The organism is Micromonospora lacuserhaii (assembly GCF_036902735.1).
In the GTDB taxonomy this organism is placed as follows: domain Bacteria; phylum Actinomycetota; class Actinomycetes; order Mycobacteriales; family Micromonosporaceae; genus Micromonospora.
In genome coordinates, this window is sequence record NZ_JBAKHO010000006.1 from 62,031 (window position 1) to 86,772 (window position 24,742).

Genomic DNA, 24,742 nt, shown 5'->3' on the forward strand with positions numbered 1-24,742 from the left:
CGTCACTCCGGCCGGGCGGCCTTGGCCAGTTCGTCGTCGAGCTCGCCGACCTGTTCCGACTCGATCGACGGCCGGTTGCCCGCGTGCACGTCGGCGTTGGGGCGGACCACCCAGTAGAGCAACCCGATCCAGAGCGCGCTGAGCAGGATCGCGCCCATGAAGTCGGTGGGGTGGTGCATGCCGCGGTACATCCGGGAGACCGCCACCCCGACCGGCATGATCACCGCCATCGCCACGAAGAGCCACCGCCACCAGCGGTCGGTCCGGGCGAACACGATGATGGCGATCGCCGACCAGAGGCAGATGGTCGCCGCGATGTGCCCGGACGGGAAGGACGAGGTGGGCATCTGCCCGTCCAGGTTCTCCACCTGCGGGCGGGGCCGCTCGACCGCGCGGGCCGAGGCCAGGAAGAGGCTCAACTCGCCGAACATGGCCAGCACCACGAAGAGCACCGGGCGCCAGCGCCGCCAGATCGCCAGCACCAGCGGGCAGAAGACCAGCGAGACCAGCAGGATCGCGTGGGTGTCGCCGAACTTGCTCCACCACCAGCTCAGGTCGGTGAGGGTGTCGGTGTGCCGGTCGGCGAACCACCGCGGCACGTCCGTGTCCAGGGTGTCGAAGACGGTGCCCTTGGCGTGGTAGCTGACGTACATGCCGAAGGCGTAGAGCGCGCCGAAGACCAGCACCCAGCCGACCAGCAGCTCGGCGACGGCCGAGCGGGGGTGGGCCAGCACGTGCTCCTCGTCCGGGGCCGGGCTGATCTCCTCGCCGGCCTCCGGCTCCAGCCCCTCGGACAGCGGCGGCACCGGGCGGCCGCGCTCGCGCCGCCAGAGCCGGAAGGCGTACGCGGTGACGCCGAGCCACGCCGCCCCGAGCAGCCAGCCGGCGAGCACGTCGGAGACGAAGTGCACGCCCAGCGCGATCCGGGTCAGCCCGACCAGCACCACCAGGAAGGCGACGATCCCGATCGCCGGCTTGCGCCAGCGCGGCGCCATGGCCGGCAGGAAGACCAGCAGCAGCGCCCCGTACGCGACGAACGAGCCGAGCGCGTGCCCGCTGGGGAAGCTGTTGCCCGGGGCGCTGGCGACGGGCACGTCGACCACCGGGCGCAGCCGGCCGACGATGGCCTTGAGCGACGGGTCGAGGATGAGCCCGCCCACCCCGGTGATGATCAGGTAGACCGCCAGCCGGGACTGGCGGCGGATCAGCAGGCCGACCACGGCGATCGTGACCAGCCAGATCAGCACCGGCCGCCCACCCAGGTCGGTGATCGCCTGGAGCACGGTGACCAGCGCGTGGTGCGGGGCGATCAGCCCGTTGAACCACTCCGCCGCCTCGTGGTCGGCGCGGTAGAGCGGGCCCCACTTGAACCGGACCAGCATCAACAGCAGCCCGAACGCGACGCCCGCGCCGGCGATCACCAGCAGCCCGGCGATGCTTCGTTCGGCGAAATGGCCGAGCGGCCGTCGGGCCGTAGTCTCCTTGACCGCGGTCACTCCGCACCTCCCTTGTCCTCTGGCGAGGCGCTGTACCCGATCGGCGTCGCGCGTACACCGGGCTGCCGCGCGTCGGGTCAGAGCGAGGTCATCTCCCCGGTGTCCAACGTCTCCTGCCGCTCCGCCTCGGGCTCCCACAGGTCCGGCTTGGCCGGCTCCTGCACCCCGATCCGCATCGCCTCCAGTTGGGCGGCGAAGGCCAGCCCGCCGAAGAGCGCCATCCCGGTCAGGTTGGCCCAGAGCAGCAGGGCCATCATCCCGGTCAGCGCGCCGTAGGTCTGCCCGAAACCGCCGCTGAGCTTGACGTACGCGGCGAGCGCCAGGCTGGCCAGCCACCACAGGACGGTGGCGATGCCGGCGCCGAACAGGAGCCAGGACAGCCCCGGCTGCTGGCGGCGGGGCGCGCGCCGGAACAGCACCGCCACGGCGAGCACGGTCAGCCCGAGGCTCAACGGCCACCGGATGACGTCCCAGGCCCCGTTGGCGAACCCGCCCCACTCGTAGTGCCGCTGCACGGAGTCGCCCATCGCCCCGCCGCCGACCAGGATCAGGAAGCCGAGCAGTGCCGGTACGCCGGCGGTCACCGCGAGGATCGCGGCCCGGACGTACTTGGCCAGGGCCGGGCGGTCCCGTTCGACCCCGTAGATCCGGTTCGCGCCGCGTTCGATCTGGGCCATGGTGGTGGTGAGCGCGATCAGCCCGGTGAGCAGGCCGAGGGTCAGCGCCAGCTCACCGGCGCGTTCGGTGCGCTCCCCGTCGCCGAGCAGCTCCTGCACCATCTGCTCGCTCTGGCCGGGGGTGAGGGCCAGCACGGTGTCGGCGACCACCTGGCCGCCCTCCTCCACGCCGAGGTCGGTGATCAGACCGGTCAGCGCGATCATGAACGGCACCACGGCGAGGCAGAGTTGCAGGGCGAACGCCCGGGAGTGGCTGAACCCGTCGCCGTAGCGGAACCGGATGAAGGCGTCCCGCAGCAGGCACCAGCCGCCCTGCCGGCGCAGGGTGCGCCAGGCGTCGTCGGCGGAGAGCTCGTCCTGCGCCATCAGCCGGGTCTCGGGGACCAGCTTGGTGCTACTCACGGCGGGCCTCCTCGACCAGTCGCTCACCGCGCTTCGCCGCGGCGCTGGCGTCGTACGCCAGATCCGGGTCCCGCTCGGGACGCGGCACGCAGAGCCAGAGCGACTCGGGCCTGATCTCGGCCTTCAGGCTGCGACCCGGGTCGATCAGGTCGCCGTCGAGCTGGCGGGGCTGCGCCCGGTTGCTGGTGATCTCGACGGTGCGGGCCCGGAACACCTCCATCCGGGGCACGCTGCCGCGCCGGCGCATCAGCGCCCAGCCCATCGCCAGCCAGTGCCGCAGGGTACGGGGGGTGAGCACGGCCACGTCCAGCCAGCCGTCGTCGGGCTCGGCGTCGGTGAGCAGCCGCACCCCGCCCTGCAACCGGCCGACGTTGGCGACCAGCACGGACTGGGCGCGACGGCGGCGCGGCGGCTGGTCGTCGATGGCGATGGTGACCCGCATCGGCCGGTCCCGCAGGTGCTTGGCGGCCCCCACGATGTACGCCGGCCAGCCGATCCGCTTCTTGGTCGTCTCGGAGGTGGAGTCGAGCATCTGCGCGTCGAAGCCCATCCCGGCCATCACCGCGAAGCACTGGTCGCCCACCGCGCCGACGTCCAGCCGGCGCATGCCGCGCTCGACGGCGACCTGGAGGCCGGCGGCCAGGTCGTTGGAGAGGCCGAGGTTGGCGGCGAGCAGGTTGCCGGTGCCCTGGGGCAGCACGGCCAGCGCGGTGTCGGTGCCGGCCAGGGCGCTGACGCAGGCCATCACGGTGCCGTCGCCCCCGCAGGCGAAGACGACCTCGGCGCCGTCGGCGACGGCCTGCTCGGTCTGCCCACGGCCGGGATCCTCGACGGTGGTCTCGTGCCAGGCCGGCTCGGGCCAGCCGGCGGCGGCGAGGGCCTCGTTCACGGTCCGCCGGAAGTCGTCGAGATCGGTCACCTTCACGGGGTTCACCACCACCGCGGAGCGCGGCGCGGCCTCACCAGCGGTCACCGGGCGCTTCTGCTCTCCACCATCCACGGCGCAAGTGTGCAGCAGATTCGGGCGCTCAGCGAGCCGACATGGCGGAAGGTTGCCTGTGCCGCAAAGAGGTTTCAACGCGGCCGTCACCGGTTGGCCCGTTCACCGCTGCGCGTCGTCCACGCCTCAGGCCGCCGTCCGCAGCGCGACCTCGACCCGGCGCCGCAGGTCGTCGAGGTCCACGCCGGCCTCGGTCAGGACCAGCGCGCCGAGCCCGCCGCCCTCCCGGAGCAGCCCGAGCAGGATGTGCTCGGTGCCGATGTGATGGTGGCGCAGCCGGATCGCCTCGCGCAGCGACAGCTCCAGCACCTTCTTCGCCCGGGGCGAGAACCGCCCGTCGTCGGGGCGCCGGCGGCCCCACCGGCGGCGCGGCGGCGGGACCGCCTCGCGCAGCGCGTCCGGGCCGAAGGACTCCTCGATCCGGGCGACGATGGCCGCCAGGTCGATGCCGATCTCGCGCAGCGCGGCGGCGTCCGCCTCGCCGAGGCCGGTGTCGCCGCGGGCGGTGTGCCGGGCGACGGCGGCGCGCAGGTCGTCGGCGCGCACCCCGGCGTCGGCGAGCACCCGCACGGCCAGGTTGTCGGCGTCGGCGAGGACGCCGAGCAGCAGGTGCTCCGTGCCGACGGGGCGTCGCCCCTCGGCCCGGGACTCCTCGACCGCCCGTCGGACGACCGTGCGGGACCGGTCGGTGAACCGTTCGAACATCACGCCTCCCAGGTGCCTCGGACCGCCGGTCGCCCGGCGTGCTTCTTGTGGACCGCCTGCCGGCTGACCTCGAGCGCGTCGGCGATCTCCTGCCAGGACCAGCCCTGTCGACGGGCGTTGTCCACCTGGACCACCTCGAGCCGTTCGAGGAGCCGGCGCAGGGCGAGGACCGCACGCAGGCCGACCCGGGGGTCGGTGCTGCCGGCGGCCGCCGCGAGTTCCGTCGCCTGACTCATGGTGTCAACCTACGTTGACGAGAGGCGGCTGTCAACCCTCGTTGACACGATCGGCGCCGCACTCATGCCGAGATCGGTGAACCACCCGCGTTATGACGGCCATGCCGATACCGGGGCGGCGTGGTGAGATGGCTTTGACGCTCGCCGTCTCGCCGCGAGCCATAGAGACCGACAGGTGGCAGGCTTTCAACGTGACAGCACGCTGCTACGAGTCGGCCTGGACGTACGTGCAGAGGGCTTCTCGGTCGTAGCGGACCGCCGCCAGGACTCAGCCGTTTGTTGGTCGTAGTAGCGGGTGAAGCCGCAACCCCAAGCGATGGCGTGATCGAGTGGGGATCCTCCCCAACGAGGCTCACCACTGACAAGCAACCGCGACCCAATTGCGTACGAACTGAAGACCTCTGCAGTGACGTCGTGTGTCCTGGCCACGGGCGGACCCATATCTACCGTGACATTTGTTGCCGTACCAGCGGAGAACCACTCGCCAACTGCGAAGGTGACCCCTACGAGGTCCAGGTAGCCCAAGCCGGAACGGTTGGATTGAGCCGGGCCGATTTTGACCACGACACCGTCGAACGCGAACGCCCGATTGGCAATGGCCTGCGGGGTGGGCATCTCCGCACAGCTTGCCGCAGCATTACCCTCCAGCGGTCCAGATAGTTCCCTTGTCGGGTTGTCCAGGCTCGTCGCGGCAGTTGGCGATGGAGGCGTCACGAACGGCCCGTTGGCAGAGTCGTTCACAGAAGGCGCGCCTTCGCCTATGAACTCCTGGGCAACAACGCCACCGCCAAGCAGCAGGGCTATCGCTGCGGCAGCACCGAAGAGACTGACGTAGCGCTTCCTGCGCTGTGCGGACTTCCCCGCGCGGACCAGGTCGTCTACCGGCGCGGGACCGACGGGTACCCGGTCTGCGAGCCGTTCGAGCATCCGGCGGGCTTCCTCGTCATTCATGCGTGGCTCCCCCCGCGTAGGTCGGAAAGGTTGGCGTCGGTGGACAGTTGCGTCAGGGCGCGGGACAACCTGCTCTTTACGGTGCCGGGGGCGATGTTGAGCGCTTCGGCGATCTGCTGATCCTTGAGATGTGCGTAGTACCGGAGAACGACAACCTCGCGGTTGGCCTTGCTCAGGCATGCGAGCGCACGGCCCAACGCGTCCGCGGCGTCCACCCGGGTGGTGGCATCCGCCTCGACCTGTTCGGGCAGGACGGAAGCAGGCTTCTCCCCCCACCACCTTCGTCGACGACTGTCGTGATAGGCGTTCACCAGAATCCGGTACACGTAAGCATCCCGATCATCTGCCGTCGTGACCTTGGCCCACGACACGTAGCAGCGCATGAGTGCTGTCTGGGCCAGGTCTTCGGCATCCTGCACGGTGCATCCCAGGAGAACAGCGGAACGAACGAGAGCCGTCCACCGCGCGCCCGCATACGCGGAGAACTCCTCGTCTCGCTTCACTCGTCCCCCAGTCGAATCCGGCCGCCACTACTACTAAGACGTGTCACCGGAGCTCTTTGGGTCCCCACCCGGTTCCGGAGCCCCCAGACGGGAACACGACACCGGACATCGGGGCGGGGAAGCTCCCCGGTGCTACCGTCCGCTGGTGCTCCGACGTCCCACCGGCAACCGCCCCGACCTGGTCGAATGCCGCGTCACGGCCGGACCCGTGACCCTGGAGGCCGTGGGCGGGAGCGTGGTCGGCCACCGCTACCCGGAGAACTACGACGTGCTGCACGTCGACCCGGAGCTGCCGTTCGTCGCGGTCGCCGACGGGATGGGCGCCGGCGAGGGCAGCCGGGTGGCCGGCACCACCACGATGCGCACGATGGTCGAGGCGGTCCGGGCCGACTGGCCGGCCGTCGGGCCGCGCCGGCTGCGCGCCGCGGTGGCCGAGGCCCGGTCCCGGGTACGCACCGCCGGCGCCCGGCTGGCCGAGCTGACCGGCTGCACGCTGACGCCCTGCTGGTCGAGCCGGACGGCGAACAGGCCTGGATCGTCCAGCTCGGCGACTCGCGGGCGTACCGGCTGCGCGGCGGCGTGCTCGAACTGACCACCGTCGACCACACCGCCGCCTGGCTCGGGCTGCTGCACGGCTGGTACCCGGCGAACTCCCCCGCCGCCGACCAGGCCCGCTACCAGCTCCTGCGCTACGTCGGCCATCCCGACTCCCCGGATCCGGACATTGCCGCCGTCCCGTTGCGCCCCGGCGACACCTGGCTGCTCTGCACCGACGGGGTGAGCGACCAGGTCGACTACCACCTGCTGCGGGAGACCCTGGCCGGCCGCGACCCGGCCCGGGCGGTCCGGCAGGTGCTCGCCGCCAGCCTGGACCACGGCGGCGACGACAACGCCACCGCCGCCGTGCTGCGGGTGCATCCCGCCACGCCCTGACGCACACGGCACCGGCACGACCTCAGTGACGGCGAACACCCTTGACGCGCTGACAAAGTGTGCAAATATTGTCAGCATGTCGAACGAACGGCTGGACGCCATCCTCGCCGCCGCCTACGAGTGCTTCACCCGGCACGGGGTGCGCCGCACGACGATGGACGACATCGCCGCCGCGGCCGGCATGTCGCGCCCCGCCGTCTACCAGTACGTCCGCAACAAGGACGACGCCTACCGACGGCTCGCCGAGCGGCTCTTCGCCGAGTCCCTCGACCAGGCCCGGGCCGCCGCGACCGACCCGGGAGCGTCGCCCACCCAGCGCCTGCACGCCGTGCTCGGCGCGAAGCTCGAACTGACCCTGCGGCTGCACCGGGAGAGTCGGCACGCCGCCGAGCTGCTCGACACCAGCACCAAGCTCACCGGCGACCTCGTCGAGGCGTACACCCGGGAGCTGACCGACGTGGTGGTCGGCGTCCTCGCCGACATCGCCGGGCCCCGGGCCCGCGCGGTCGCCGACGTGCTGGTCGCGCTGACCCGCGGCCTGGAAGCCGACCTCACCGACCCCGACCTGCCCCGGCAGCGGCTGCGCGACGGCGTCGCGCTGGTCGTCGCCGGACTCACCCACCCTGGAGCCCCGTCATGACGACCGTCCTGATCACCGGCACCTCCTCCGGCATCGGCCGCGCCACCGCGCGCCAGCTCGCCCGCCGGCCGGAGCTCACCGTCTACGCCACCGCCCGCAAGGTCGAGGCGATCGCCGACCTCGCCGACGCCGGCGCCCGGCTGCTTCCCCTCGACGTCACCGACGAGACCTCGATGCGCGCCGCCGTCGCCGTGATCGGGGCCGAGCACGGCCAGGTCGACGTGCTGATCAACAACGCCGGCTACGGCGAGTACGGCCCGATCGAGGAGGCCCCGATGGACCGGGTCCGGGCCCAGTTCGAGACCAACGTCTTCGGTCTCAGCCGACTCACCCAGCTGGTGCTGCCCGGGATGCGCCGGGCCGGCCGGGGCCGGATCGTCAACATCAGCTCGATGGGCGGCCGGCTGGTCTTCCCCGGCGGCGGCTACTACCACGCCAGCAAGTACGCGGTCGAGGCGATCTCCGACGCGCTGCGGCAGGAGGTGCGGCCGTTCGGCATCGACGTGACGATCGTCGAGCCGGGCCTGATCCGCACCGGTTTCGGGGCGGTGGCCGCCGAGTCGCTCGGCGCCGGCGCGGACCCGGCCGGGCCGTACCGGAAGATGGTCGCCTCGGTCGACGCGGCGATGGCCGAGTCCTACTCGAACCGGATGCTCGCGGCGACGCCGGAGACGGTGGCCGCGGTGATCGAGCGGGCGGTGACCGCCGGTCGCCCGCGCACCCGTTACGTGGTCACCGCCGCCGCCTGGGCGATGGTGCACACCCGCCGGCTGCTCGGCGCCCGGGTCTTCGACGCGGTCAACCGGTTCCAGTTCCGCTGAGCCGGGCTCGCCCGATCCGACCCCGCCGTCCCGCCGTCGCGACTAGCGTCGGTGGGGACGGCGTGGCCGTACCGTGCGGAGCGCCCGGGAGGTGAGCCGGATGACCGGATCCGCCGGCGCGCCGGTGGTCGTCGGCGTCGGCCCATCGCTCCAGGACCTGGAGGTGGTCCGGGCCGCCGCCCGGGAGGCCGCCGAACACGGCCGGGAGCTGGCCCTGCTGCACGCGTTCAACTGGGAGGCCGCGCTGACCGCGCCCTCGGTGGCCGGGGCGCGGGCCGAGGCCGACGAGCTGATCTCCCGCGCCGCGGCCGTGGCCAACGAGGTCGACCCGGGGGTGTCGGTCCGCGGCGAGATCGTCGAGGGCAGCCCGCTCACGGCGCTCATCCGCCGTTCCGAGACGGCCTTCCTGGTGGCGATCGGCGACGGCGGGATGGCCGGCTGCCAGGAGTGCGTACCGTCCGACGCGCTCGCGGTGCAGCTCGCCGCCCGGGCCGGCTGCCCGGTCCTGGTCGCCCGCCCCGAGCCACCGCCGCCCGGCCCGGTGCTGGTCGGGGTGGACGGGTCGGAGAGCGCGCGGGCGGCGCTGGACTTCGCCTTCGACTGCGCCTCCCGGCGGCAGGCCCGGATCATCGCGGTGTGGGTGACCGAGCCGGGCCGCCCGGACGGCGACGTGGACGCGCTGCTCGCCGAGGCGGTGGCCCGGGCCGGACGGGCGTACCGGTCGGTGGCGGCGGAGTGCCACACCGTCCGCGGCGACCCCGGCACGGTGCTGGTCGAGCAGTCCCGGTCCGCCCAGGTCGCGATGGTCGGCGCGCGCGGCGACGAGCCGTGGCGCGGGATGCTCGGCGAGGTCAGCCAGACCCTGCTCTACCACTCGCCGGCACCGGTCATCGTCGCTCGTGGATTGGTCTCCGCCGCGCCGGGCGGGGCATGACGCCCTCACGGCCCGGGACCTACGGCCCTGATCGGCGCCCGGCCCGGGACGCGAAGCTGGACCGGCCCGGGACGAAATCGCGCTTCCGGGTGCAGAACTCCCCGACCCGCGAGAGGCTTTTGCAGCATGGACACCGCTCTCGACCTGCACAGCCCCCTGACCGATGACGAGCTGCGCCGGCTGGACGCCTACTGGCGGGCGGCGAACTACCTCACCGTCGGGCAGATCTACCTGCTCGACAACCCGCTGCTGCGTGAACCGCTGACCCCCGAGCACGTCAAGCCGCGGCTGCTCGGCCACTGGGGCACCAGCCCCGGCCTGAACCTGCTCTACGCGCACCTCAACCGGGTCATCGTCAACCGCGACCTGTCCGCCATGTTCGTCACCGGCCCCGGCCACGGCGGCCCGGCCCTGGTGGCGAACACCTGGCTGGAGGGCACCTACAGCGAGCTCTACCACTCGATCGGTCGGGACGAGACGGGCATGGCCCGGCTGTTCCGGCAGTTCTCCTTCCCCGGCGGCATCCCGAGTCACGTGGCCCCGGAGGTGCCGGGTTCGATCCACGAGGGCGGCGAGCTGGGGTACGCCCTGAGCCACGCCTACGGCGCCGCGTTCGACAACCCGGACCTGCTGGTCGCCTGCGTGATCGGCGACGGTGAGGCGGAGACCGGCCCGCTGGCCGGCAGTTGGCTGTCCAATGTCTTCCTCAACCCGGCCCGCGACGGCGCGGTGCTGCCCATCCTGCACCTCAACGGGTACAAGATCGCCAACCCGACCGTGCTGGACCGGATCCCCACCGACGACCTGCTCGCCCAGATGCGCGGCTACGGCTACCAGCCGTACATCGTCGCGGGCGACGAGCCGGAGAAGGTGCACCAGCTCCTGGCCGCCACCCTGGACCGGGCCTGCGACGAGATCGCCGAGATCCAGCGCCGGGCCCGCTCCGGCGGCCCCGTCGAGCGCCCCCGCTGGCCAATGATCATCCTGCGTACGCCGAAGGGCTGGACCGGCCCCGCCCAGGTCGACGGCAAGCAGGTCGAGGGGACCTACCGCGCGCACCAGGTGCCCATCGACGAGGTGCGAAAGAACCCGGAGCACCTGGCCGAACTGGAGCGCTGGCTGCGCAGCTACCGGCCGGAGGAGCTCTTCGACGCCACCGGCGCCCCGGTCGCCGAGCTGTCCTCGCTGCCGCCCAGGGGTGAGCGGCGGATGAGCGCCAACCCGGTCACCAACGGCGGCACGGTGCTGCGCGACCTGCACCTGCCGGACTTCCGCCAGTACGGGGTCGACGTGAAGCAGCCGGGTGAGCCCGCCGTCGGGGCCACCGGCGAGCTGGGCAAATGGATCCGCGACGTGATCACCGCCAACCCGCAGACGTTCCGCCTCTTCGGCCCAGACGAGGTGGCCTCCAACCGGCTCGGCGCGGCCTTCGAGGTCACCGACCGGGCGTTCGTCGGCGGCACGGTGCCCGGCGACGACCACCTCTCCCCCGACGGCCGGGTGATGGAGGTGCTCTCCGAGCATCTCTGCGAGGGTTGGCTGGAGGGCTACCTGCTCACCGGCCGGCACGGCATCTTCACCAGCTACGAGGCCTTCATCCACATCGTCGACTCGATGGTCAACCAGCACGCGAAGTGGCTGAAGGTGACCCGGGCCATCCCCTGGCGGCAGCCGCTCGCCTCGCTGAACTACCTGCTCTCCAGCCACGTCTGGCGGCAGGACCACAACGGCTTCTCCCACCAGGACCCCGGCTTCATCGACCACGTGATGAACAAGAAGGCCGAGGTGGTCCGGGTCTACCTGCCGCCGGACGCGAACACGCTGCTCTCCACCATGGACCACTGCCTGCGCAGCCGGCACTACATCAACGTGGTGGTGGCCGGCAAGCAGCCGGCGCCGAACTGGCTCGCCATGGACGAGGCGGTCCAGCACTGCCGGCGCGGCCTGGGCATCTGGGACTGGGCCAGCAGCGACGACGGCCAGGAACCGGACGTGGTGCTCGCCTGCGCCGGCGACGTGCCCACGCTGGAGACCCTCGCCGCGGCCGACCTGCTCCGCAAGCACCTGCCCGAGCTGAAGGTGCGGGTGGTCAACGTGGTCGACCTGATGCGCCTCCAGCCGCCGTCGGAGCACCCGCACGGCCTGCCGGACAACGAGTTCGACACCATCTTCACCCGCGACAAGCAGATCATCTTCGCGTACCACGGCTACCCGTGGCTGATCCACCGGCTCACCTACCGGCGCACCAACCACGACAACCTGCACGTGCGCGGCTACAAGGAGGAGGGCACCACCACCACGCCGTTCGACATGGTGATGCTCAACGACCTGGACCGGTTCCACCTGGTCATCGACGTCATCGACCGGGTGCCCGGGCTAGCCTCGCGCGCCGCCCACCTGCGCCAGGAGATGATCGACGCCCGGCAGGCGTGCCGCGACTACACCCGCGCGCACGGCGAGGACGACCCCCGGGTCGCCGAGTGGCGGTGGATCCGGGAGACCGACCCCGCAGTGCGGAGCGGGCAGTGAGCACGCCCGCCGGTCGCGGCGGACGGCAGAGCGACGATCCGGCCGCCGGCGAGATCCTGGTCGGCTACGACGGCTCCGCCGACGCGACGGTGGCCCTGGACTGGGCGCTCGCCGAGGCGGAGCGCAGCGGCCGGCCGGTCCGCCTGGCGTACGTCTTCGAGTGGTTGACCGTGGCCGGCTGGATCGGCCCCGGGGTGGCGCCCGGGATCTGGCCGGATGAGACGGCCCGCCGGCAGGTGGAGGAGCTGGTCGGCAAGGCGGCGACGGACGCCTCGGCGGCGCGGCCGGGGATCACGGTGCACGGGGAGGTCTTCGACGGCCCGCCCGCCCTGGTGCTGGAGGAACGGTCCGCCGAGGCGAGCCTGCTGGTGCTGGGTAGCCGGGGCCACGGCGGCTTCGGCGGGCTGCTCGCCGGCTCCACCGCGGTGGCGGTGAGCGCGCACGCGCACTGCCCCGTGGTGGTCGTCCGGGAGGCGCAGGCCGGGGCGGCCGGCCCGGTGGTGGTCGGCTTCGACGGCTCCGACCCGGCCCGGGTGGCGTTGGGCTTCGCGGTGGAGCGCGCCGTCCAGCGGGAGGTGCCGCTGCGGGTGGTCCGGGTCTTCGAGCCGCCAAGCGACCGGTGGCGGCCGTCGGACTACGACGCCGAGGCGACCGCCGCCGAGGAGCGGTCCGCGGTCGAGCAGGCGCTCGCCCAGTGGCGGGAGACCTTCCCGGAGCTGCCGGTCACCGTGGACGTCACGCCCGGCCAACCGGCCGCCACCCTGGTCGAGGCGAGCCGGGACGCCCAGCTCGTGGTGGTCGGCAGCCGGGGCCGGGGCGGGCTGCGGGGGATGCTGCTCGGCTCGGTCGGCCAGCAGCTCATCCAGCACGCCCACTGTCCGGTGGCGGTGGCCCGGGAACGCTGACCGGGCCGCGAGCGGTCAACGTCCGTCGCCCGGGGTGCCCTCGGCCGGGTTCAGGGAGAAGTAGTCCTCCTCCTCCTGGGCCAGGTGCAGCCGGAGCACCGCGTCCAGGCCGTACAGGCTGGCCAGCAGGTCCGGCACCTGGTCGGGGCGGATCCGCCCGTCCGCGGTCTGGGTCAGGTGCCCGCCGATCCGGTCGACCAGCCGGCGGATCTCCAGGTGCCCCCGGCTCATCGTGGACGTCGCCTCCTCGCTGCCCAGCGGGCCGGCCAGCGCCGGATAGAGCTGCCGTTCCTCGGCGCTCTCGTGCGGCAGCACCTCGTCGGTGAGCCGCCGGTGGGTCTCCCGCAGCGCCGGCAGGCACTCCGGGGCGTCCGGGCGGGTGGCGACCAGGTCGGCGGTGTCGCGTACCCGGGCCAGCACGTCGCGCACCCCGGCGTGCTGGCCGGCGTACCGGTCGAGCAGTTCCTGGGTGCCCGGTGGGACGTCCCGGCGGCGCAGCCCGCCGGTCAGGGCGCGCAGCGCGTTGAGGATCACCAGGACGTCGATGCCCTCCTGGAGGAAGGCGCCGCCGACCGGCGGCAGCCGGCCGGCCGCGGCGACCAGCATCGCCAGCACGGCCAGCCCCATCCCGACGCTGGCGCTCTGCACCGCGATCCGGCGGGCGTGCCGGGCGATCTCCACCGCGTCGGCGAGCCGGTCCAGCCGGTCCACGGTGAGCACCGCGTCGGCCACGTCCGCCGAGGCGGTCGCCCCGGTGGCGCCCATCGCCACCCCGACGTGCGCCTCGGCGAGCGCCGGGGCGTCGTTGACCCCGTCACCGACCATCACGGTGATCGCCCGGGCCGACTCGGCCTTCACCCGGGCCACCTTCTCCTCCGGGGAGCACTGGGCCAGCGCCTCGTCCACCCCGACCGCCCGGGCCACCTGGTCGGCGGTGCGGGGCCGGTCCCCGGTGAGCATCACCAGCCGTTGCAGCCCCGCCTCGCGCAGCCGCCGCACCGTGCGCCGGGCGTCGGGGCGGACCGGGTCCTCCAGCAGGATCGCGCCCAGCGGACCGTGCTCGTCGCTCACCCAGACCGTGGACCAGCCGGCGAGTTCGGCGCGTTCCCGGGCCAGCCGCGCCCACTCGGGCGGCTCCCCGGCGAGCTGACCGACCCGTACCCGGCGGCCGTCGACCCGCCCGTCGACCCCGCGCCCGGGCTCCTCGGTGACGTCCGACGGCTCGGCCAGCGCCAGCCCACGCTCGCGGGCCTGGCGGACCAGCGCGACGGCCAGCACGTGCGGGGAGAGCTGCTCGACCGACGCGGCCAGCCGCAGCACCTCGTCCCGGTCCCCGCCGGGGGCCACCACCGTCTCGGCCGCCCGCGGCTTGCCGGCGGTGAGTGTCCCGGTCTTGTCGACCAGCAGGGTCCGGGCCCGGCCCAGCAGCTCCAGCGAACCACCGTCGCGGACCAGCACCCCACGCCGGGCCACCCGGGACAGCCCCGACACGATCGCGATCGGGGTGGCCAGCAGCAGCGGGCACGGGGTGGCCACCACCAGCACCGCCACCGCCCGGACGAACTGCCCGGACAGCAGCCAGGCCAGCCCCGCCAGCAGCAGGGTGAACGGCACGAACGCCGCCGCGTAGCGGTCGGCGAGCCGGACCATCGGCGCCTTGCGGGCGGTCGCCTCCTCGGCCAGCCGGACGATCCCCGCGTACGTGCTCTCCGCCGCGTTGCGGGTGGCCCGCAGCCCGACCGCCGCGCCGGAGTTCACCACGCCGCTGGCCACCTGCTCACCGGCGGCCCGGTCGACCAGCTGCGACTCGCCGGTCACCGCCGACTCGTCGAGGGTGGCGGCGGCGTCGAGCGTCCCGTCCACCGGCACCACGTCACCGGGTCCGACCAGCAGTCGGTCGCCGGCCGCGACCCGGTCCAGCGGCACCACCTCGATCCGGCCGTCCGCCGTCCGCCGGCGGGCCTGCCGGGGCGCGCGTTCGAGCAGCGCCCGCAGGTCGCGGGTGGCCCGCCGCTGGGCGTACGTCTCCAGCGCCCGGCCGGTCGCCACCATCACCGCGATCACCGCGCCGGCCAGGTACTCGCGCACGACGAGCGCCCCGGCCAACGCCAGCACCGCGATGACGTCCACCCCGAACTGCCGGCGCCAGAGCTGCCGCAGCACCGCCCAGGTTGCCGGGAGCAGGGCGACCAGGGTCACCGCCGTCCAGACCAGGTCGGCGGCGCCGCGCCGGCCGGCGGACCACAGCGCCGCCCCGAGCAGCACCGCCAGGGTCAGCAGGGTCAGCGGCGCCCACTCCCGCCAGTCGACCCGGCGTCGGCCGACCGGCCGCTCCGGAACGCACTCCCGCTGCTCCCGCCCCACCTGCGGATCGTCCCAGCGGCGGACGACAGGTGCGGCGGATCCGGAGGAATCGGGCGGGCCGAAGGGCTCACGCGACGGGACCTGCGTACCGTGCGTCGCACCGGGCAATGCAGAAGGATGGGAGCCGCATCCCCGCCCCGGGACCGTCGGGGTGCGGCACGATGGGGAGAAACGGAAAGGTCGTGACGATGAGCCACGAGACGCCGGCTACGGACCGCCCGCTGACCACCGCGCTCGCGGAGGCCGCCGGGATGGCCGGCCACGCCCCCTCGGTGCACAACACCCAGCCGTGGCGCTGGAAGGTCCTGCCCGACGCACTCGAGCTGCGGGTGGTCCAGGACCGCCGGCTCAGCGCCATGGACCCGGAGGGCCGGCTGCTGGCGATCAGCTGTGGCGCCGCGCTGCACCACGCCCGGGTGGCGCTGGCCGCCGAGGGCTGGACGGCGCTGGTGGAGCGCATGCCCGACCCGGCCCGACCGGACCTGCTGGCCCGGTTGACCAACTTCACGCACACCGGGGCGGACCCGAACGCCATGCACCTGGTGCAGTGCATGCAGGTGCGCCACACCGACCGGCGGCCGGTCAGCGACGAGCCGATCCCCGACACCGCGCTCGACGAGATCGACCGGGCGGCCAACCGCGAGGGCGTGAACCTTCAGATTCTCGACGACACCCAGAAGATCCAGCTCGCCAGCGCCGCCCAGCAGGCCGCCGCGGTCGAGGCGGGCAATCCGGAACTGCTGCAGGAGCTGGCGTACTGGACGAGCCGGGCCGGGACGGGCACCGGGCTGCCGCCGGAGGTGCTGCCCGAACAGGCCCCGCAGACCACCGTCCCGGGCCGCGACTTCGGCCGCCCGGGCACCCTGCCGGTCGGCCCCGGGCACGACCGGGCGGCCGCCTACGCGATCCTCTGGGGCGCCGAGGACGAGCCGGACAGCTGGCTGCGCGCCGGTGAGGGGCTCTCCGCCGCCTGGCTCACCGCGACCCGGCTCGGGGTGTCCCTGTTGCCGCTCAGCGGCGTGGTGGAGGTCGACGGCACCCGGCAGGCAATCCGCCACATCCTCTCGGACCTGGGCTTTCCGTACCTCTCGATGCGGCTGGGGCTCGCGGACCCGACGCACGCCGGCCCGCCGCACACGCCGCGGCTCGACGTCGCCCAGGTGGTGGACACCTCGGCGGTACGCGACGAGCGCCCGTGACGGGCTCGTGCCGGGCGGTCACCGGGCGATAGCATCGCCTGCGTGGCTCCCAGCGCACCGAACCCCCGCAACGACCACCTGCCCTCGCTCGGGCTGAGCCCGCTGTCCCGGGTTCGGCTCGACGAGCTGCTCCAGGAGATGCTGGACCGGGTCGGCGAGGTGGTGACCAGCCGGGAGCGGCTGCGCGCCCTGCTCGACGCGGTGGTCGGCATCGGCTCCGACCTCGACCTGCGCAGCACCCTGCAACGAATCGTGCAGGCGGCGTGCGAACTGGTCGGGGCCCAGTACGGCGCCCTCGGCGTGATCGGGTCCGACCGGATGCTGCACGACTTCATCATCCACGGCATCAGCCCGGAGTTGCACGCGAAGATCGGCGACCTGCCGCACGGGCGGGGTGTGCTCGGCCTGCTCATCGACGAGCCCCGCCCGGTACGCATGCCGGACATCACCCAGCACCCCAAGTCGTACGGCTTCCCGCCGCACCACCCGCCGATGCACAGCTTCCTCGGCGTGCCGGTGCGCATCCGCGACCAGGTCTTCGGCAACCTCTACCTCGCGGAGAAGCAGGGCGCGGCCGAGTTCAGCGAGGACGACGAGGAGATCGTGGTCGCGCTGGCCGCCGCGGCCGGTGTGGCGATCGAGAACGCCCGGCTCTACGCGCTGGCCCACCGGCGGGAGCGCTGGCTGGCGGCCACCGCCGAGATCACCTCGGTGCTGCTCGGCGAGGTCCGCCGCACCGACGCGCTGGCCCTGGTGGCCCGTCGGGCCCGGGAGGTCGCCGAGGCGGAGCTGGCCCTGGTGCTGCTCTACGACGAGGACGCCGGCCAGTTCACCGTCGAGGTGGTCGACTCCGCCGACGACGCCGCCCAGGAGCTGGTCGGCGCGGTGCTGCCGGCCGGGGAGACGAGCTTCGCCGGCCCGGTCATCGAGCACCGGCACGAGCGGGTGGAGAACCTGGCCGAGGCGGCCCCGTGGCCGGTGCCGGTGGTCGCCGGCCCGGCGGTGGTCTCGCCGCTCGCCGCGGCGGCCACCCTGCACGGTGTGCTGGTGATCGCCCACCGGCCGGACGCGGCGCGGACCGCCGACGACGACGTGAAGCTGCTGGGCAGCTTCGCCGGCCAGGCGGCGCTGGCCATGGAACGGGCCCGCGGCCAGGAGGAACGCGAGCTGCTGGTGGTGCTGGAGGACCGCGAGCGGATCGCCCGCGACCTGCACGACGTGGTGATCCAGCGGCTCTTCGCCACCGGCCTGCAACTGCAGAGCGGCGCGATGAACGCCCGGCCCGAGGTGGCCAAGCGGATCAACGCGGCCGTCGACGACCTGGACGCCACCATTCGCGACATCCGGCGCACCATCTTCGAGCTGCGTACCCCGATGAGCGCGGCGCTGCGCACCGAGATCCGGGAGGCGGTCGACGTGGCCGCCGCGTCGCTGGGCTTCCGACCCGCCGTGGAGCTGGACGGGCCGATCGACAGCGCGGTACCCGACGCGGTCCGGCCGGACCTGACCGCGGTGCTGCGGGAGACGCTCTCCAACGCGGTCCGGCACGCCGAGGCCAGCCGGGTCGCGGTCGCCGTCCGGGTGGACGCCGGTCGGGTCGAGGTCACCGTCACCGACGACGGCAAGGGTTGCGACCCGGCCGCGGCCCGGGGCGGCCTGGTCAACCTGCGGGAGCGGGCCGAGCGGCACGGCGGCGAGTTCGAGGTACGCCCGGTGCATCCGCACGGCACCGAGCTGTCCTGGTGCGTGCCGCTGCGCGACTGAGCGCAGTCGTCGGAGCGCCGTTCGGGCGGGCCGTCTCCGGGCGGGCCGGAGCTCTGCCCGGGCGGGCCGGCCCGGCCGCGCCGGCGGTCAGTGGGTCTTGCCGAGCAGCCGGGTGGCCAGCACGGCGGCCTGGGTACGCCGCTCCAGGCCCAGCTTGGCCAGCACGCTGGAGACGTAGTTCTTCACCGTCTTCTCGGCGAGGAACATCTTGCCGGCGATCTCCCGGTTGGTCAGCCCCTCGGCCACGTACTCCAGGATCCGGCGCTCCTGCTCGGTGAGCGTCTTCAGCTCGCGGGGCTGCTCGACGCCGCTGCGGATGCGCTCCAGCACCCGGGTGGTGATCGCCGGGTCGAGCAGCGACTGACCGGCCGCCACCCGACGTACGGCGTCGACCAGGTCGGTGCCGCGGATCTGCTTGAGCACGTACCCGGCCGCCCCCGCCATGATCGCGGCGAAGAGCGCCTCGTCGTCCTCGTACGAGGTGAGGATCAGTCCCTTGATCGACGAGTCCACGGCCCGGACGTCGCGACACACGTCGATGCCGTTGCCGTCGGGCAGCCGGGCGTCGAGGATCGCCACGTCCGGCCGGAGGGCGGGAATACGGCGGGCCGCCTCCTGCGCGGAGCCGGACTCACCGACCACTTCAATGTCACCGCTGCTCTGCAGCAGGTCGGCAAGGCCACGACGGACGACCTCATGGTCGTCGAGGAGGAACACCCGAATCATCCCTCGTTTCTACCCGCCCGGGCCGTCCACTACACGGGCCGAAGGTCCCTACCGTGGGGCGCCGCGGCGGGCCGGGGGCCCCGGCCGGGACGGGACGTCCGGCCCTGCCCGCGCCCCCCGCCGGTGACGGACCGTGTAGACGGACCCATCGGGAGGCGGTACGACCTGCCACGGAAGGAGCATGACCATGGACACCGGCTTCACCGTCGCGCAGCTACGGGCCGCTGTCGCGGATGCCGTGCGCGCGCCCTCCCTGCACAACACCCAGCCGTGGCGCTTCCGGCTGCGCGACGGCGGGATCGAGCTCTCGGTCGACCCGGCGCGGCGGCTGCCCGCCACCGACCCGAGCGGCTGGGGCGCCCGGCTCTCCTGCGGCGCGGCCCTGTTCAACCTGCGGCTGGCGCTCGCGGTGGCCGGCACGCCGGCGACGGTGCGGCTGCGGCCGTACCCGGCGGAGCCGGACGTGGTGGCCCGGCTGGTGCCGGACCTGCCACGCCGCGCGACCCCCGCCGAACAGAGCCTGTACGCGGCCATCCCGCGCCGGTTCAGCAACCGGGCCCCGTTCTGGCCGGACCCGGTGCCCGCCGACGCCCGCTGGCGACTGGGTGAGGCGGCCCGCGCCGAGCAGTGCTGGCTGGAGCTGCTGATTGGCACCAGCGCCGTCAACGCCTTCGCCGAGATCGCCCGCAGCGCCCACCGGGTGCTCGAACGGGAACCGGCGTACGTGGCGGAGCGGGCCGCGTGGATCCGCTCGGAGCCCTCCCCGGACGGGGTGCCGACCGCCGCCGGTGGGCCGCAGAGCGAACCGCAGGACCTGCTCCCGCAGCGCGGCTTCGGCGGGCGCAACCGGGCCCCGGGACGCGACTTCGAGCCGGAGCCGCTGGTCGCGGTGCTCGGGTCGGCGGGGAACACCGCCACCGACCAGATCATTGCCGGCCAGGCCCTTCAGCGGGTGCTGCTCACCGCCACCGACGCCGGGCTGAGCGTGTCGATGATCTCCCAGCCCATCGAGGTGCCGGGGGCGCGGGAGGCGCTGCGGCTGTCGCTGGGCCGGTTCGGCACGCCGCAGATGGTGATGCGGATCGGGTATGGCCAGCCCGGCATGGCCACCCCGCGACGCTCGGTCGACGAGCTGCTCGACCTGCCGGTGGTGCCGGCCTGAGCGTGGGCGCGGGAGACGACCGAGGTGGGTGCGGCGGGGCCGGGTGATCCGGCCCCGCTCCGCCTCTGCTGGGGTTCAGGGCCGCGGCGCAGCGCTCGCGGCCAGGAGCGCCGCCTCCCGTTCCGGGTCCAGGCCGACCGGCGCCCGCGCCGGCCGACCGGCGCGCGGTGGCACCCCGCCCACCTCGCGCAGCCAACGCCAGGTGTCGGCGACCGTCTCGGCCACCGGGCGGCAGACCAGCCCCGCCGCGTACGCCCGCTCCACGTCGCGCTCCTGCAACCAGCGGTACTCGTGTCCGCGCGGGATCCAGATCGGCAGGTCGTTCCAGGGCTCCACGCCGGCGGCCAGGATCGGCTCCGGGTCCGTCCAGTGCAGCACCGCGTCCGACCCGGTCGCCGCGACGGCCGCGTCGAGCAGTTCCCCCATCGTCGTGTGCCCGGTGCGGCCCACCACGTTGTACGCCCCGCCGATCCCCTCCGCGCCCCGGTCCAGCAGCCAGATCGCCAGGTCCCGCACGTCGACGTACTGCACCGGCAGGTCGCGGGGCCCCGGCGCCAGCACCGCGCCACCCCGGGCGATCCGGTTCAGCCACCAGGGCAGCCGCCCGATGTCCTCCCCCGGCCCGAGGATCAGCCCGGCCCGGGCCAGCAGCGCCCGGTCACCCAGGACCTCCACCGCGGCCCGCTCCCCACCGGCCTTGAGCTGCGCGTAGTCCCCGTCGACCGCGTCCGCGGCCGCCTCGACGACCGGCGCGTCCTCGGCCGAGCCCGGCTCGACCGGCGCGGCGTAGACCGAGCCGCTCGAGACGTAGGCGTAGTGCCCGACGGAGTCGGCCAGCACCCGCGCCGCGTCCCGCACCGCCCGGGGCGCGCCGTCCCAGGTGTCCACCACCAGGTCCCATGCCCCGCCGGCCAGCGCCGCCAGCCCGTCCGGCGCCGTGCGGTCACCCCGCAACCGGCGTACGCCCGTCGGCACCTCCCCGTGCACTCCCCGGTTGAACACCGTCACCGGCCAGCCCCGTCGTACCGCCTCGGCCACGATCGCCCCGCCGACGAACCCCGTCCCACCCAGCACCAGCAGTCTCATACGTCCCAGCCTGCCGGGCGGTGGACCGGGCCGGTACTCCTGTTCACCGGCAGCGGATCTGCCCTCGGCAGAAAGCCTCCCGGACGTCCCCGAATCAGCTGTCTTGGGCACGCCTGCGCCGCCTGTCCGGTTCCGGCACGGCACGTCCCGGGTGCCCCGTGACCGGCGGCACCCCCGGCCCGGAATGGCGGGCGAGCCCAGGTCGTTACACCCTCTGTACGACCGCAGCAGCAGCCCCCGCTGCCTGGCCGATGGACGACGAACCCCCGGAATGACGGCGGGCCGGCGGTCGTTACACATGGTCCCGGCGCCGCGAGTCCCCCGCTCGCGAAGCCGCCCGGACGAAGACTTTCCCCTTTGCCTTCTGAGCGCCTTCTCGTGGTGCTTGCCCCGCGCCGGTCCCCCCAGGCGTGCGGGTCGACCCCCGAATGGAGCCACCCATGAACACCATGCTGCGCAAGAGCGTGCTCGGTATCGCTGGTCTCGCCTTCGCCGGTGGCCTCGCCGCCGGCCCGCTGAACCACGGCACGACCGCCGCGACCGCCCCGGTCGAGGCGAAGGACGTCGCGGTGGTCCAGGCCGACAAGCCGGCCGTGGACCGGGCCAAGCTGATCCCGCACGGCGTGCAGGGCGCGCAGTCGCGGATCGAGCTGGGCGACGAGCAGACCGGCAACGTCAAGGCGATCATCGCCGCGACCAAGAAGTCCGGCATGGACGAGCGGGCCGCCGTGGTGGCCCTCGCGACCAGCCTCCAGGAGTCGAAGCTGGAGAACCTGGGGCACCTGGGTGACCGCAACGACCACGACTCGCAGGGCCTGTTCCAGCAGCGTCCGAGCTCGGGTTGGGGCACGGTCGAGCAGATCACCGACCCCGGGTACTCGACGATGGCGTTCCTCAAGGGCCTGAAGCAGGTCGACGGCTGGCAGGACATGCCGCTGACCGAGGCCGCCCAGACCGTGCAGGTCTCGGCCTACCCGGACCACTACGCGCAGTGGGAGCAGCAGGCCGCCGACATGGTCGCCGCGCACTGGAACAGCTGACCCGTGACACGCTGGCCGGCACCCCGCCCCGGGTGCCGGCCGGCGGCGTACCCAGGGTCGGAAGGTGAGCGCGGACATGACGAAGGCCCCGGCTCGTCGGAGCCGGGGCCTTCGTGCAGCGCCTGGTGGGCGATACTGGGTTTGAACCAGTGACCTCTTCCGTGTCAAGGAAGCGCGCTCCCACTGCGCCAATCGCCCGTGATCGCGAGCGGACGACGGGATTCGAACCCGCGACCCTCACCTTGGCAAGGTGATGCGCTACCAGCTGCGCTACGTCCGCGTGCCGCCCGGTTTCCCCGGCGACGGGTTGAACTCTACCCGACGACAAGATCGTGGCCGGCGCCGCCCCTCCGGCGCTGGCCCGGCGAGGTGATTGCGCTGTTCACCGATGGGGTACTGACTCCGTCGACAGCGCACCACATCCCCCCTTAAGGAGGCTGTCGTGGGTATCGGAACGAGCATCTTCCTGATCGCGGTCGGCGCGATCCTCACCTTCGCGCTCGACGCCAGCGTCGGCGGCGTGAACCTCGACGTGGTCGGCTGGATCCTGATGGCGGCCGGCGTGCTGGGCCTGGTGATGACCACGCTGGTCTGGGGTCGCCGCCGGCAGGTCGTCACCACGACCGAGCCGGTCGAGTACCGACGGGTCGAGGAGCGCCGGGACGTGGCCCCGCCGCTCTGAGCGGGTGGCGCCCCGCGGGGCCCGGACGAACGGGACACGGAAAAGGCTCGTCACCTGTCGGTGACGAGCCTTTTCGCTGGTGGGCGATACTGGGTTTGAACCAGTGACCTCTTCCGTGTCAAGGAAGCGCGCTCCCACTGCGCCAATCGCCCGCGCCTTTGTTACCGAGGTGGGGACGGGATTTGAACCCGCGTACACGGCTTTGCAGGCCGTTGCCTCGCCTCTCGGCCACCCCACCGAGGTTGCCCCCGTCGTGCGTGGCGGCAGCTCCGAGCGGACGACGGGATTCGAACCCGCGACCCTCACCTTGGCAAGGTGATGCGCTACCAGCTGCGCTACGTCCGCTTGTCTCCGGACGTTCCCGGTGACGGATGAGAACTTTAGCCGAGTCGCCGGAGGGATGCCAAATCGGGGGTGTTTCCGGCGCGCCGGAGACGGGCGGAGAGGCGCCCGCCCACACCCCTAAAGCTTCCTAGGAGACTGGGTGGGGAGCCTTCGCGGTGGCGAGCGCCGTCGATGGCCGGGGCGACCCGACGCGCCGGTCGACAGCTGTCCGAGTTCCGACTGTTTGCCCGGGCGAACCGACGGTGACGGTAACTCCCTGTGCTCAAACGGATAGGTTACGGTAACGGCGTGACGAGACGTGCCGCCGCTGTGCGCCTGGATTCCCTGTTGCGAACGGCCTGTGACGTGATCGTCGAACGTGGACTTGCCAACACCCGCACGGCCGACGTGGCAGAGGCCGCCGGGGTGAGCCAGGCGCTGGTCTTCTACCACTTCGCCACCAAGGAACGGCTGCTCGCGCAGGCCTTCGCGTACGCGGCGGAGCAGGATCTGGCCCGGCTGGACGCGGTGACCCGGTCCGCCGCGGCGCCGCTGACGAAGCTGCGGCGGATCCTGCGACTCTACACCCCGGCCGGCCGCTCGATCTCCTGGTCGATGTGGATCGACGGCTGGTCGGAGTCGCTGCGCACCCCCGAGCTGGAGAAGGTCTCCCGCCGGCTGGACCTGCGCTGGCGGCAGGACCTGACCACGGTGATCGCCGACGGGGTGGCCGAGGGCACCTTCGACTGCGCCGACCCGGCCGGCGCCGCCTGGCGGATCAACGCCGTGATGGACGGCCTGGCCGTCCAGCTCGCGGTGCACGACCGGGTGATCTCCCGCCGCCAGTGCGCCGAATGGGTCCGCCTGACCGCCGCCCGCGAACTAGCCCTGGACCCCACCCAACTCGACTGACCCCCACCCCTTTCCGGCGGAGCACTTTCCCGCAAAGAGTGGCCGTCCCGCCGGGGGAAGCCACACTTTCCGTGCAAGTGCGCGCATCGGCGGGGCGGGGTGGGGTGGCGGGCCGGGAGGATCGGGGCATGGAGCTGGTGGAGAGCTACCGACGCGCGCTGGCCGAGTTCATCGACCGGGTGGACCAGGTGGCCCCGGGGCAGTGGGACGACCCGACGCCCTGCCCCGGCTGGGACGTCCGCACGCTCGTCAACCATGTGGTGGGCGAGGACCGCTGGACGGTGCCGCTGCTGGCCGGGCGGACCCTCGACGAGGTGGGTGACCGGTTCGACGGCGACCAGCTCGGCGACGACCCGATCGGCACCGCCCGGCAGGCGGCATCCCAGGCCGAGGTCGCCGCCACCCACCCCGGCGCGCTCGACCGGACGGTCCACCTCTCCACCGGCGAGACCCCGGCCGGGGAGTACCTCCAGCAGCTCGTCGCCGAGCACCTCGTACACGGATGGGACCTGGCGGTGGCGATCGGCGCCGACCCGCGGCTCGACCCGGAGGCGGTCGCCACCTGCGCGCAGTGGTTCGCCGGGCGGAGTTCCGACTACCGGCGGGCGCAGCTGGTCCGCCCCGGCGTCGACCTGCCCGCCGACGCCGACGCGCAGGACCAGCTCATCGCCGCCTTCGGCCGCGACCCGGACTGGACGCCACCGGACTGACCGACCCACGGGGGCGCCGGCCGGACCCGCGGGGGGACGGC

At 73.4% G+C, this 24,742-nt stretch carries 23 protein-coding genes, 5 tRNA genes and 3 pseudogenes; 14 read left to right on the forward strand and 17 right to left on the reverse strand.

Annotated features, from left to right (window positions below):
- Positions 1-2 precede the first annotated feature (2 nt).
- From V6U81_RS06045 to V6U81_RS06075, 8 genes and pseudogenes are all read right to left on the reverse strand, one after another.
- Positions 3-1,496 (reverse strand): phosphatase PAP2 family protein, encoded by a 1,494-nt coding sequence (locus V6U81_RS06045; RefSeq protein ID WP_334485306.1) that lies wholly within the window; start codon positions 1,494-1,496, stop codon positions 3-5.
- A gap of 77 nt (positions 1,497-1,573) precedes the next feature.
- Positions 1,574-2,575, reverse strand: a complete 1,002-nt coding sequence (locus tag V6U81_RS06050) for a YihY/virulence factor BrkB family protein (protein WP_334485308.1) — start codon at positions 2,573-2,575, stop codon at positions 1,574-1,576.
- Positions 2,568-3,575 carry a diacylglycerol/lipid kinase family protein gene (locus V6U81_RS06055; RefSeq protein WP_334485310.1) on the reverse strand — a complete coding sequence of 336 codons (1,008 nt, stop codon included), beginning with the start codon at positions 3,573-3,575 and terminating at the stop codon, positions 2,568-2,570. The genes V6U81_RS06050 and V6U81_RS06055 overlap by 8 nt, the downstream gene beginning before the upstream one ends.
- Positions 3,576-3,701: 126 nt before the next feature.
- Positions 3,702-3,905 (reverse strand): annotated as a pseudogene (locus V6U81_RS29300) (Clp protease N-terminal domain-containing protein); the annotation flags it as partial.
- A 159-nt stretch (positions 3,906-4,064) separates the two neighbouring features.
- Positions 4,065-4,280 (reverse strand): annotated as a pseudogene (locus V6U81_RS29305) (Clp protease N-terminal domain-containing protein); the annotation flags it as partial.
- Entirely contained in the window at positions 4,280-4,516 is a 237-nt protein-coding gene (locus tag V6U81_RS06065) for an HTH domain-containing protein (RefSeq protein WP_334485315.1), read from the reverse strand. The pseudogene V6U81_RS29305 and the gene V6U81_RS06065, both read right to left, overlap by 1 nt.
- A gap of 186 nt (positions 4,517-4,702) precedes the next feature.
- Positions 4,703-5,467, reverse strand: coding sequence for a hypothetical protein (locus V6U81_RS06070; protein WP_334485317.1), 765 nt, complete (start codon positions 5,465-5,467; stop codon positions 4,703-4,705).
- Positions 5,464-5,970, reverse strand: a complete 507-nt coding sequence (locus V6U81_RS06075) for a SigE family RNA polymerase sigma factor (protein ID WP_334485319.1) — start codon at positions 5,968-5,970, stop codon at positions 5,464-5,466. Before V6U81_RS06075 ends, V6U81_RS06070 begins: the two co-directional genes overlap by 4 nt.
- Before the next feature lie 145 nt (positions 5,971-6,115).
- On the opposite strand from V6U81_RS06075, the gene V6U81_RS06080 reads away from it, so the two are divergent.
- The 7 genes from V6U81_RS06080 to V6U81_RS06110 all read left to right on the forward strand — a co-directional run bounded on the left by V6U81_RS06080 (position 6,116) and on the right by V6U81_RS06110 (position 12,732).
- Complete coding sequence (locus V6U81_RS06080) at positions 6,116-6,562, forward strand: hypothetical protein (protein ID WP_334485321.1); 447 nt, start codon at positions 6,116-6,118, stop codon at positions 6,560-6,562.
- Positions 6,550-6,903 carry a PP2C family protein-serine/threonine phosphatase gene (locus V6U81_RS06085; RefSeq protein WP_334485323.1) on the forward strand — a complete coding sequence of 118 codons (354 nt, stop codon included), beginning with the start codon at positions 6,550-6,552 and terminating at the stop codon, positions 6,901-6,903. The genes V6U81_RS06080 and V6U81_RS06085 overlap by 13 nt, the downstream gene beginning before the upstream one ends.
- A 76-nt stretch (positions 6,904-6,979) precedes the next feature.
- The gene (locus V6U81_RS06090; protein ID WP_334485324.1) at positions 6,980-7,543 is read left to right on the forward strand and encodes a TetR/AcrR family transcriptional regulator; all 564 of its coding nucleotides are present in this window, start codon (positions 6,980-6,982) and stop codon (positions 7,541-7,543) included.
- A complete protein-coding gene (locus tag V6U81_RS06095) occupies positions 7,540-8,364 on the forward strand; it encodes an oxidoreductase (RefSeq protein ID WP_334485325.1) in 825 nt (274 codons plus the stop codon). The genes V6U81_RS06090 and V6U81_RS06095 overlap by 4 nt, the downstream gene beginning before the upstream one ends.
- Positions 8,365-8,464: 100 nt before the next feature.
- Positions 8,465-9,298, forward strand: a complete 834-nt coding sequence (locus tag V6U81_RS06100; protein WP_334485327.1) for a universal stress protein — start codon at positions 8,465-8,467, stop codon at positions 9,296-9,298.
- A gap of 126 nt (positions 9,299-9,424) precedes the next feature.
- Entirely contained in the window at positions 9,425-11,827 is a 2,403-nt protein-coding gene (locus tag V6U81_RS06105) for a phosphoketolase family protein (protein ID WP_334485328.1), read from the forward strand.
- Positions 11,824-12,732, forward strand: coding sequence for a universal stress protein (locus tag V6U81_RS06110; RefSeq protein WP_334485330.1), 909 nt, complete (start codon positions 11,824-11,826; stop codon positions 12,730-12,732). The genes V6U81_RS06105 and V6U81_RS06110 overlap by 4 nt, the downstream gene beginning before the upstream one ends.
- A gap of 15 nt (positions 12,733-12,747) precedes the next feature.
- Here the strand turns inward: V6U81_RS06110 and V6U81_RS06115 are convergent, their stop codons facing one another.
- Positions 12,748-13,251, reverse strand: coding sequence for a hemerythrin domain-containing protein (locus V6U81_RS06115; RefSeq protein WP_420883984.1), 504 nt, complete (start codon positions 13,249-13,251; stop codon positions 12,748-12,750).
- Positions 13,234-15,096 (reverse strand): annotated as a pseudogene (locus V6U81_RS06120) (heavy metal translocating P-type ATPase); the annotation flags it as partial. The gene V6U81_RS06115 and the pseudogene V6U81_RS06120, both read right to left, overlap by 18 nt.
- 188 nt (positions 15,097-15,284) lie before the next feature.
- Between V6U81_RS06120 and V6U81_RS06125 the strand changes: the two are divergent.
- Both V6U81_RS06125 and V6U81_RS06130 read left to right on the forward strand, forming a co-directional pair.
- Positions 15,285-16,295, forward strand: a complete 1,011-nt coding sequence (locus V6U81_RS06125; protein WP_420883982.1) for an Acg family FMN-binding oxidoreductase — start codon at positions 15,285-15,287, stop codon at positions 16,293-16,295.
- A gap of 138 nt (positions 16,296-16,433) precedes the next feature.
- Positions 16,434-18,059 carry a sensor histidine kinase gene (locus V6U81_RS06130; protein WP_420883985.1) on the forward strand — a complete coding sequence of 542 codons (1,626 nt, stop codon included), beginning with the start codon at positions 16,434-16,436 and terminating at the stop codon, positions 18,057-18,059.
- 87 nt (positions 18,060-18,146) lie between these two features.
- Here the strand turns inward: V6U81_RS06130 and V6U81_RS06135 are convergent, their stop codons facing one another.
- The gene (locus tag V6U81_RS06135; protein WP_334485331.1) at positions 18,147-18,785 is read right to left on the reverse strand and encodes a response regulator; all 639 of its coding nucleotides are present in this window, start codon (positions 18,783-18,785) and stop codon (positions 18,147-18,149) included.
- A gap of 187 nt (positions 18,786-18,972) precedes the next feature.
- Here V6U81_RS06135 and V6U81_RS06140 point away from each other — a divergent pair, with 187 nt between their 5' ends.
- On the forward strand, positions 18,973-19,947 hold the full coding sequence (locus tag V6U81_RS06140) for an Acg family FMN-binding oxidoreductase (RefSeq protein ID WP_334485553.1): 975 nt from the start codon (positions 18,973-18,975) through the stop codon (positions 19,945-19,947).
- 75 nt (positions 19,948-20,022) lie between these two features.
- Here the strand turns inward: V6U81_RS06140 and V6U81_RS06145 are convergent, their stop codons facing one another.
- Positions 20,023-21,033, reverse strand: a complete 1,011-nt coding sequence (locus V6U81_RS06145) for an NAD-dependent epimerase/dehydratase family protein (RefSeq protein WP_334485333.1) — start codon at positions 21,031-21,033, stop codon at positions 20,023-20,025.
- 440 nt (positions 21,034-21,473) lie between these two features.
- On the opposite strand from V6U81_RS06145, the gene V6U81_RS06150 reads away from it, so the two are divergent.
- Positions 21,474-22,073, forward strand: a complete 600-nt coding sequence (locus V6U81_RS06150) for a hypothetical protein (protein ID WP_334485335.1) — start codon at positions 21,474-21,476, stop codon at positions 22,071-22,073.
- A gap of 123 nt (positions 22,074-22,196) precedes the next feature.
- On the opposite strand, the gene V6U81_RS06155 is transcribed toward V6U81_RS06150, so the two are convergent.
- Positions 22,197-22,271 (reverse strand) — tRNA-Val (locus V6U81_RS06155).
- A gap of 9 nt (positions 22,272-22,280) precedes the next feature.
- Positions 22,281-22,353 (reverse strand) — tRNA-Gly (locus tag V6U81_RS06160).
- Between the two features lie 162 nt (positions 22,354-22,515).
- On the opposite strand from V6U81_RS06160, the gene V6U81_RS06165 reads away from it, so the two are divergent.
- Positions 22,516-22,755 (forward strand): DUF6458 family protein, encoded by a 240-nt coding sequence (locus tag V6U81_RS06165; protein WP_334485337.1) that lies wholly within the window; start codon positions 22,516-22,518, stop codon positions 22,753-22,755.
- A gap of 77 nt (positions 22,756-22,832) precedes the next feature.
- On the opposite strand, the gene V6U81_RS06170 is transcribed toward V6U81_RS06165, so the two are convergent.
- The 3 genes from V6U81_RS06170 to V6U81_RS06180 all read right to left on the reverse strand — a co-directional run bounded on the left by V6U81_RS06170 (position 22,833) and on the right by V6U81_RS06180 (position 23,100).
- Positions 22,833-22,907 (reverse strand) — tRNA-Val (locus V6U81_RS06170).
- A 15-nt stretch (positions 22,908-22,922) separates the two neighbouring features.
- A tRNA-Cys gene (locus V6U81_RS06175) sits at positions 22,923-22,993 on the reverse strand.
- Positions 22,994-23,027: 34 nt separating this feature from the next.
- Positions 23,028-23,100, reverse strand: a tRNA-Gly gene (locus V6U81_RS06180).
- Positions 23,101-23,388: 288 nt separating this feature from the next.
- Between V6U81_RS06180 and V6U81_RS06185 the strand changes: the two genes are divergently transcribed.
- Both V6U81_RS06185 and V6U81_RS06190 read left to right on the forward strand, forming a co-directional pair.
- Positions 23,389-23,991, forward strand: a complete 603-nt coding sequence (locus V6U81_RS06185) for a TetR/AcrR family transcriptional regulator (protein WP_334485339.1) — start codon at positions 23,389-23,391, stop codon at positions 23,989-23,991.
- Between the two features lie 128 nt (positions 23,992-24,119).
- A complete protein-coding gene (locus V6U81_RS06190) occupies positions 24,120-24,701 on the forward strand; it encodes a TIGR03086 family metal-binding protein (protein WP_334485341.1) in 582 nt (193 codons plus the stop codon).
- The last annotated feature ends 41 nt before the right edge of the window (positions 24,702-24,742 follow it).

Bases quoted from the DNA above. Each gene is read 5' to 3' on its own strand.
- V6U81_RS06100 (WP_334485327.1), top strand. From the start codon at position 8,465: ATGACCGGATCCGCCGGCGCGCCGGTGGTCGTCGGCGTCGGCCCATCG.
- V6U81_RS06090 (WP_334485324.1), top strand. From the start codon at position 6,980: ATGTCGAACGAACGGCTGGACGCCATCCTCGCCGCCGCCTACGAGTGC.
- V6U81_RS06070 (WP_334485317.1), bottom strand. From the start codon at position 5,467: ATGAATGACGAGGAAGCCCGCCGGATGCTCGAACGGCTCGCAGACCGG.
- V6U81_RS06150 (WP_334485335.1), top strand. From the start codon at position 21,474: ATGAACACCATGCTGCGCAAGAGCGTGCTCGGTATCGCTGGTCTCGCC.
- V6U81_RS06140 (WP_334485553.1), top strand. From the start codon at position 18,973: ATGGACACCGGCTTCACCGTCGCGCAGCTACGGGCCGCTGTCGCGGAT.
- V6U81_RS06135 (WP_334485331.1), bottom strand. From the start codon at position 18,785: ATGATTCGGGTGTTCCTCCTCGACGACCATGAGGTCGTCCGTCGTGGC.
- V6U81_RS06125 (WP_420883982.1), top strand. From the start codon at position 15,285: ATGAGCCACGAGACGCCGGCTACGGACCGCCCGCTGACCACCGCGCTC.
- V6U81_RS06145 (WP_334485333.1), bottom strand. From the start codon at position 21,033: ATGAGACTGCTGGTGCTGGGTGGGACGGGGTTCGTCGGCGGGGCGATC.
- V6U81_RS06130 (WP_420883985.1), top strand. From the start codon at position 16,434: ATGCTGGACCGGGTCGGCGAGGTGGTGACCAGCCGGGAGCGGCTGCGC.
- V6U81_RS06095 (WP_334485325.1), top strand. From the start codon at position 7,540: ATGACGACCGTCCTGATCACCGGCACCTCCTCCGGCATCGGCCGCGCC.
- V6U81_RS06105 (WP_334485328.1), top strand. From the start codon at position 9,425: ATGGACACCGCTCTCGACCTGCACAGCCCCCTGACCGATGACGAGCTG.
- V6U81_RS06190 (WP_334485341.1), top strand. From the start codon at position 24,120: ATGGAGCTGGTGGAGAGCTACCGACGCGCGCTGGCCGAGTTCATCGAC.
- V6U81_RS06065 (WP_334485315.1), bottom strand. From the start codon at position 4,516: ATGAGTCAGGCGACGGAACTCGCGGCGGCCGCCGGCAGCACCGACCCC.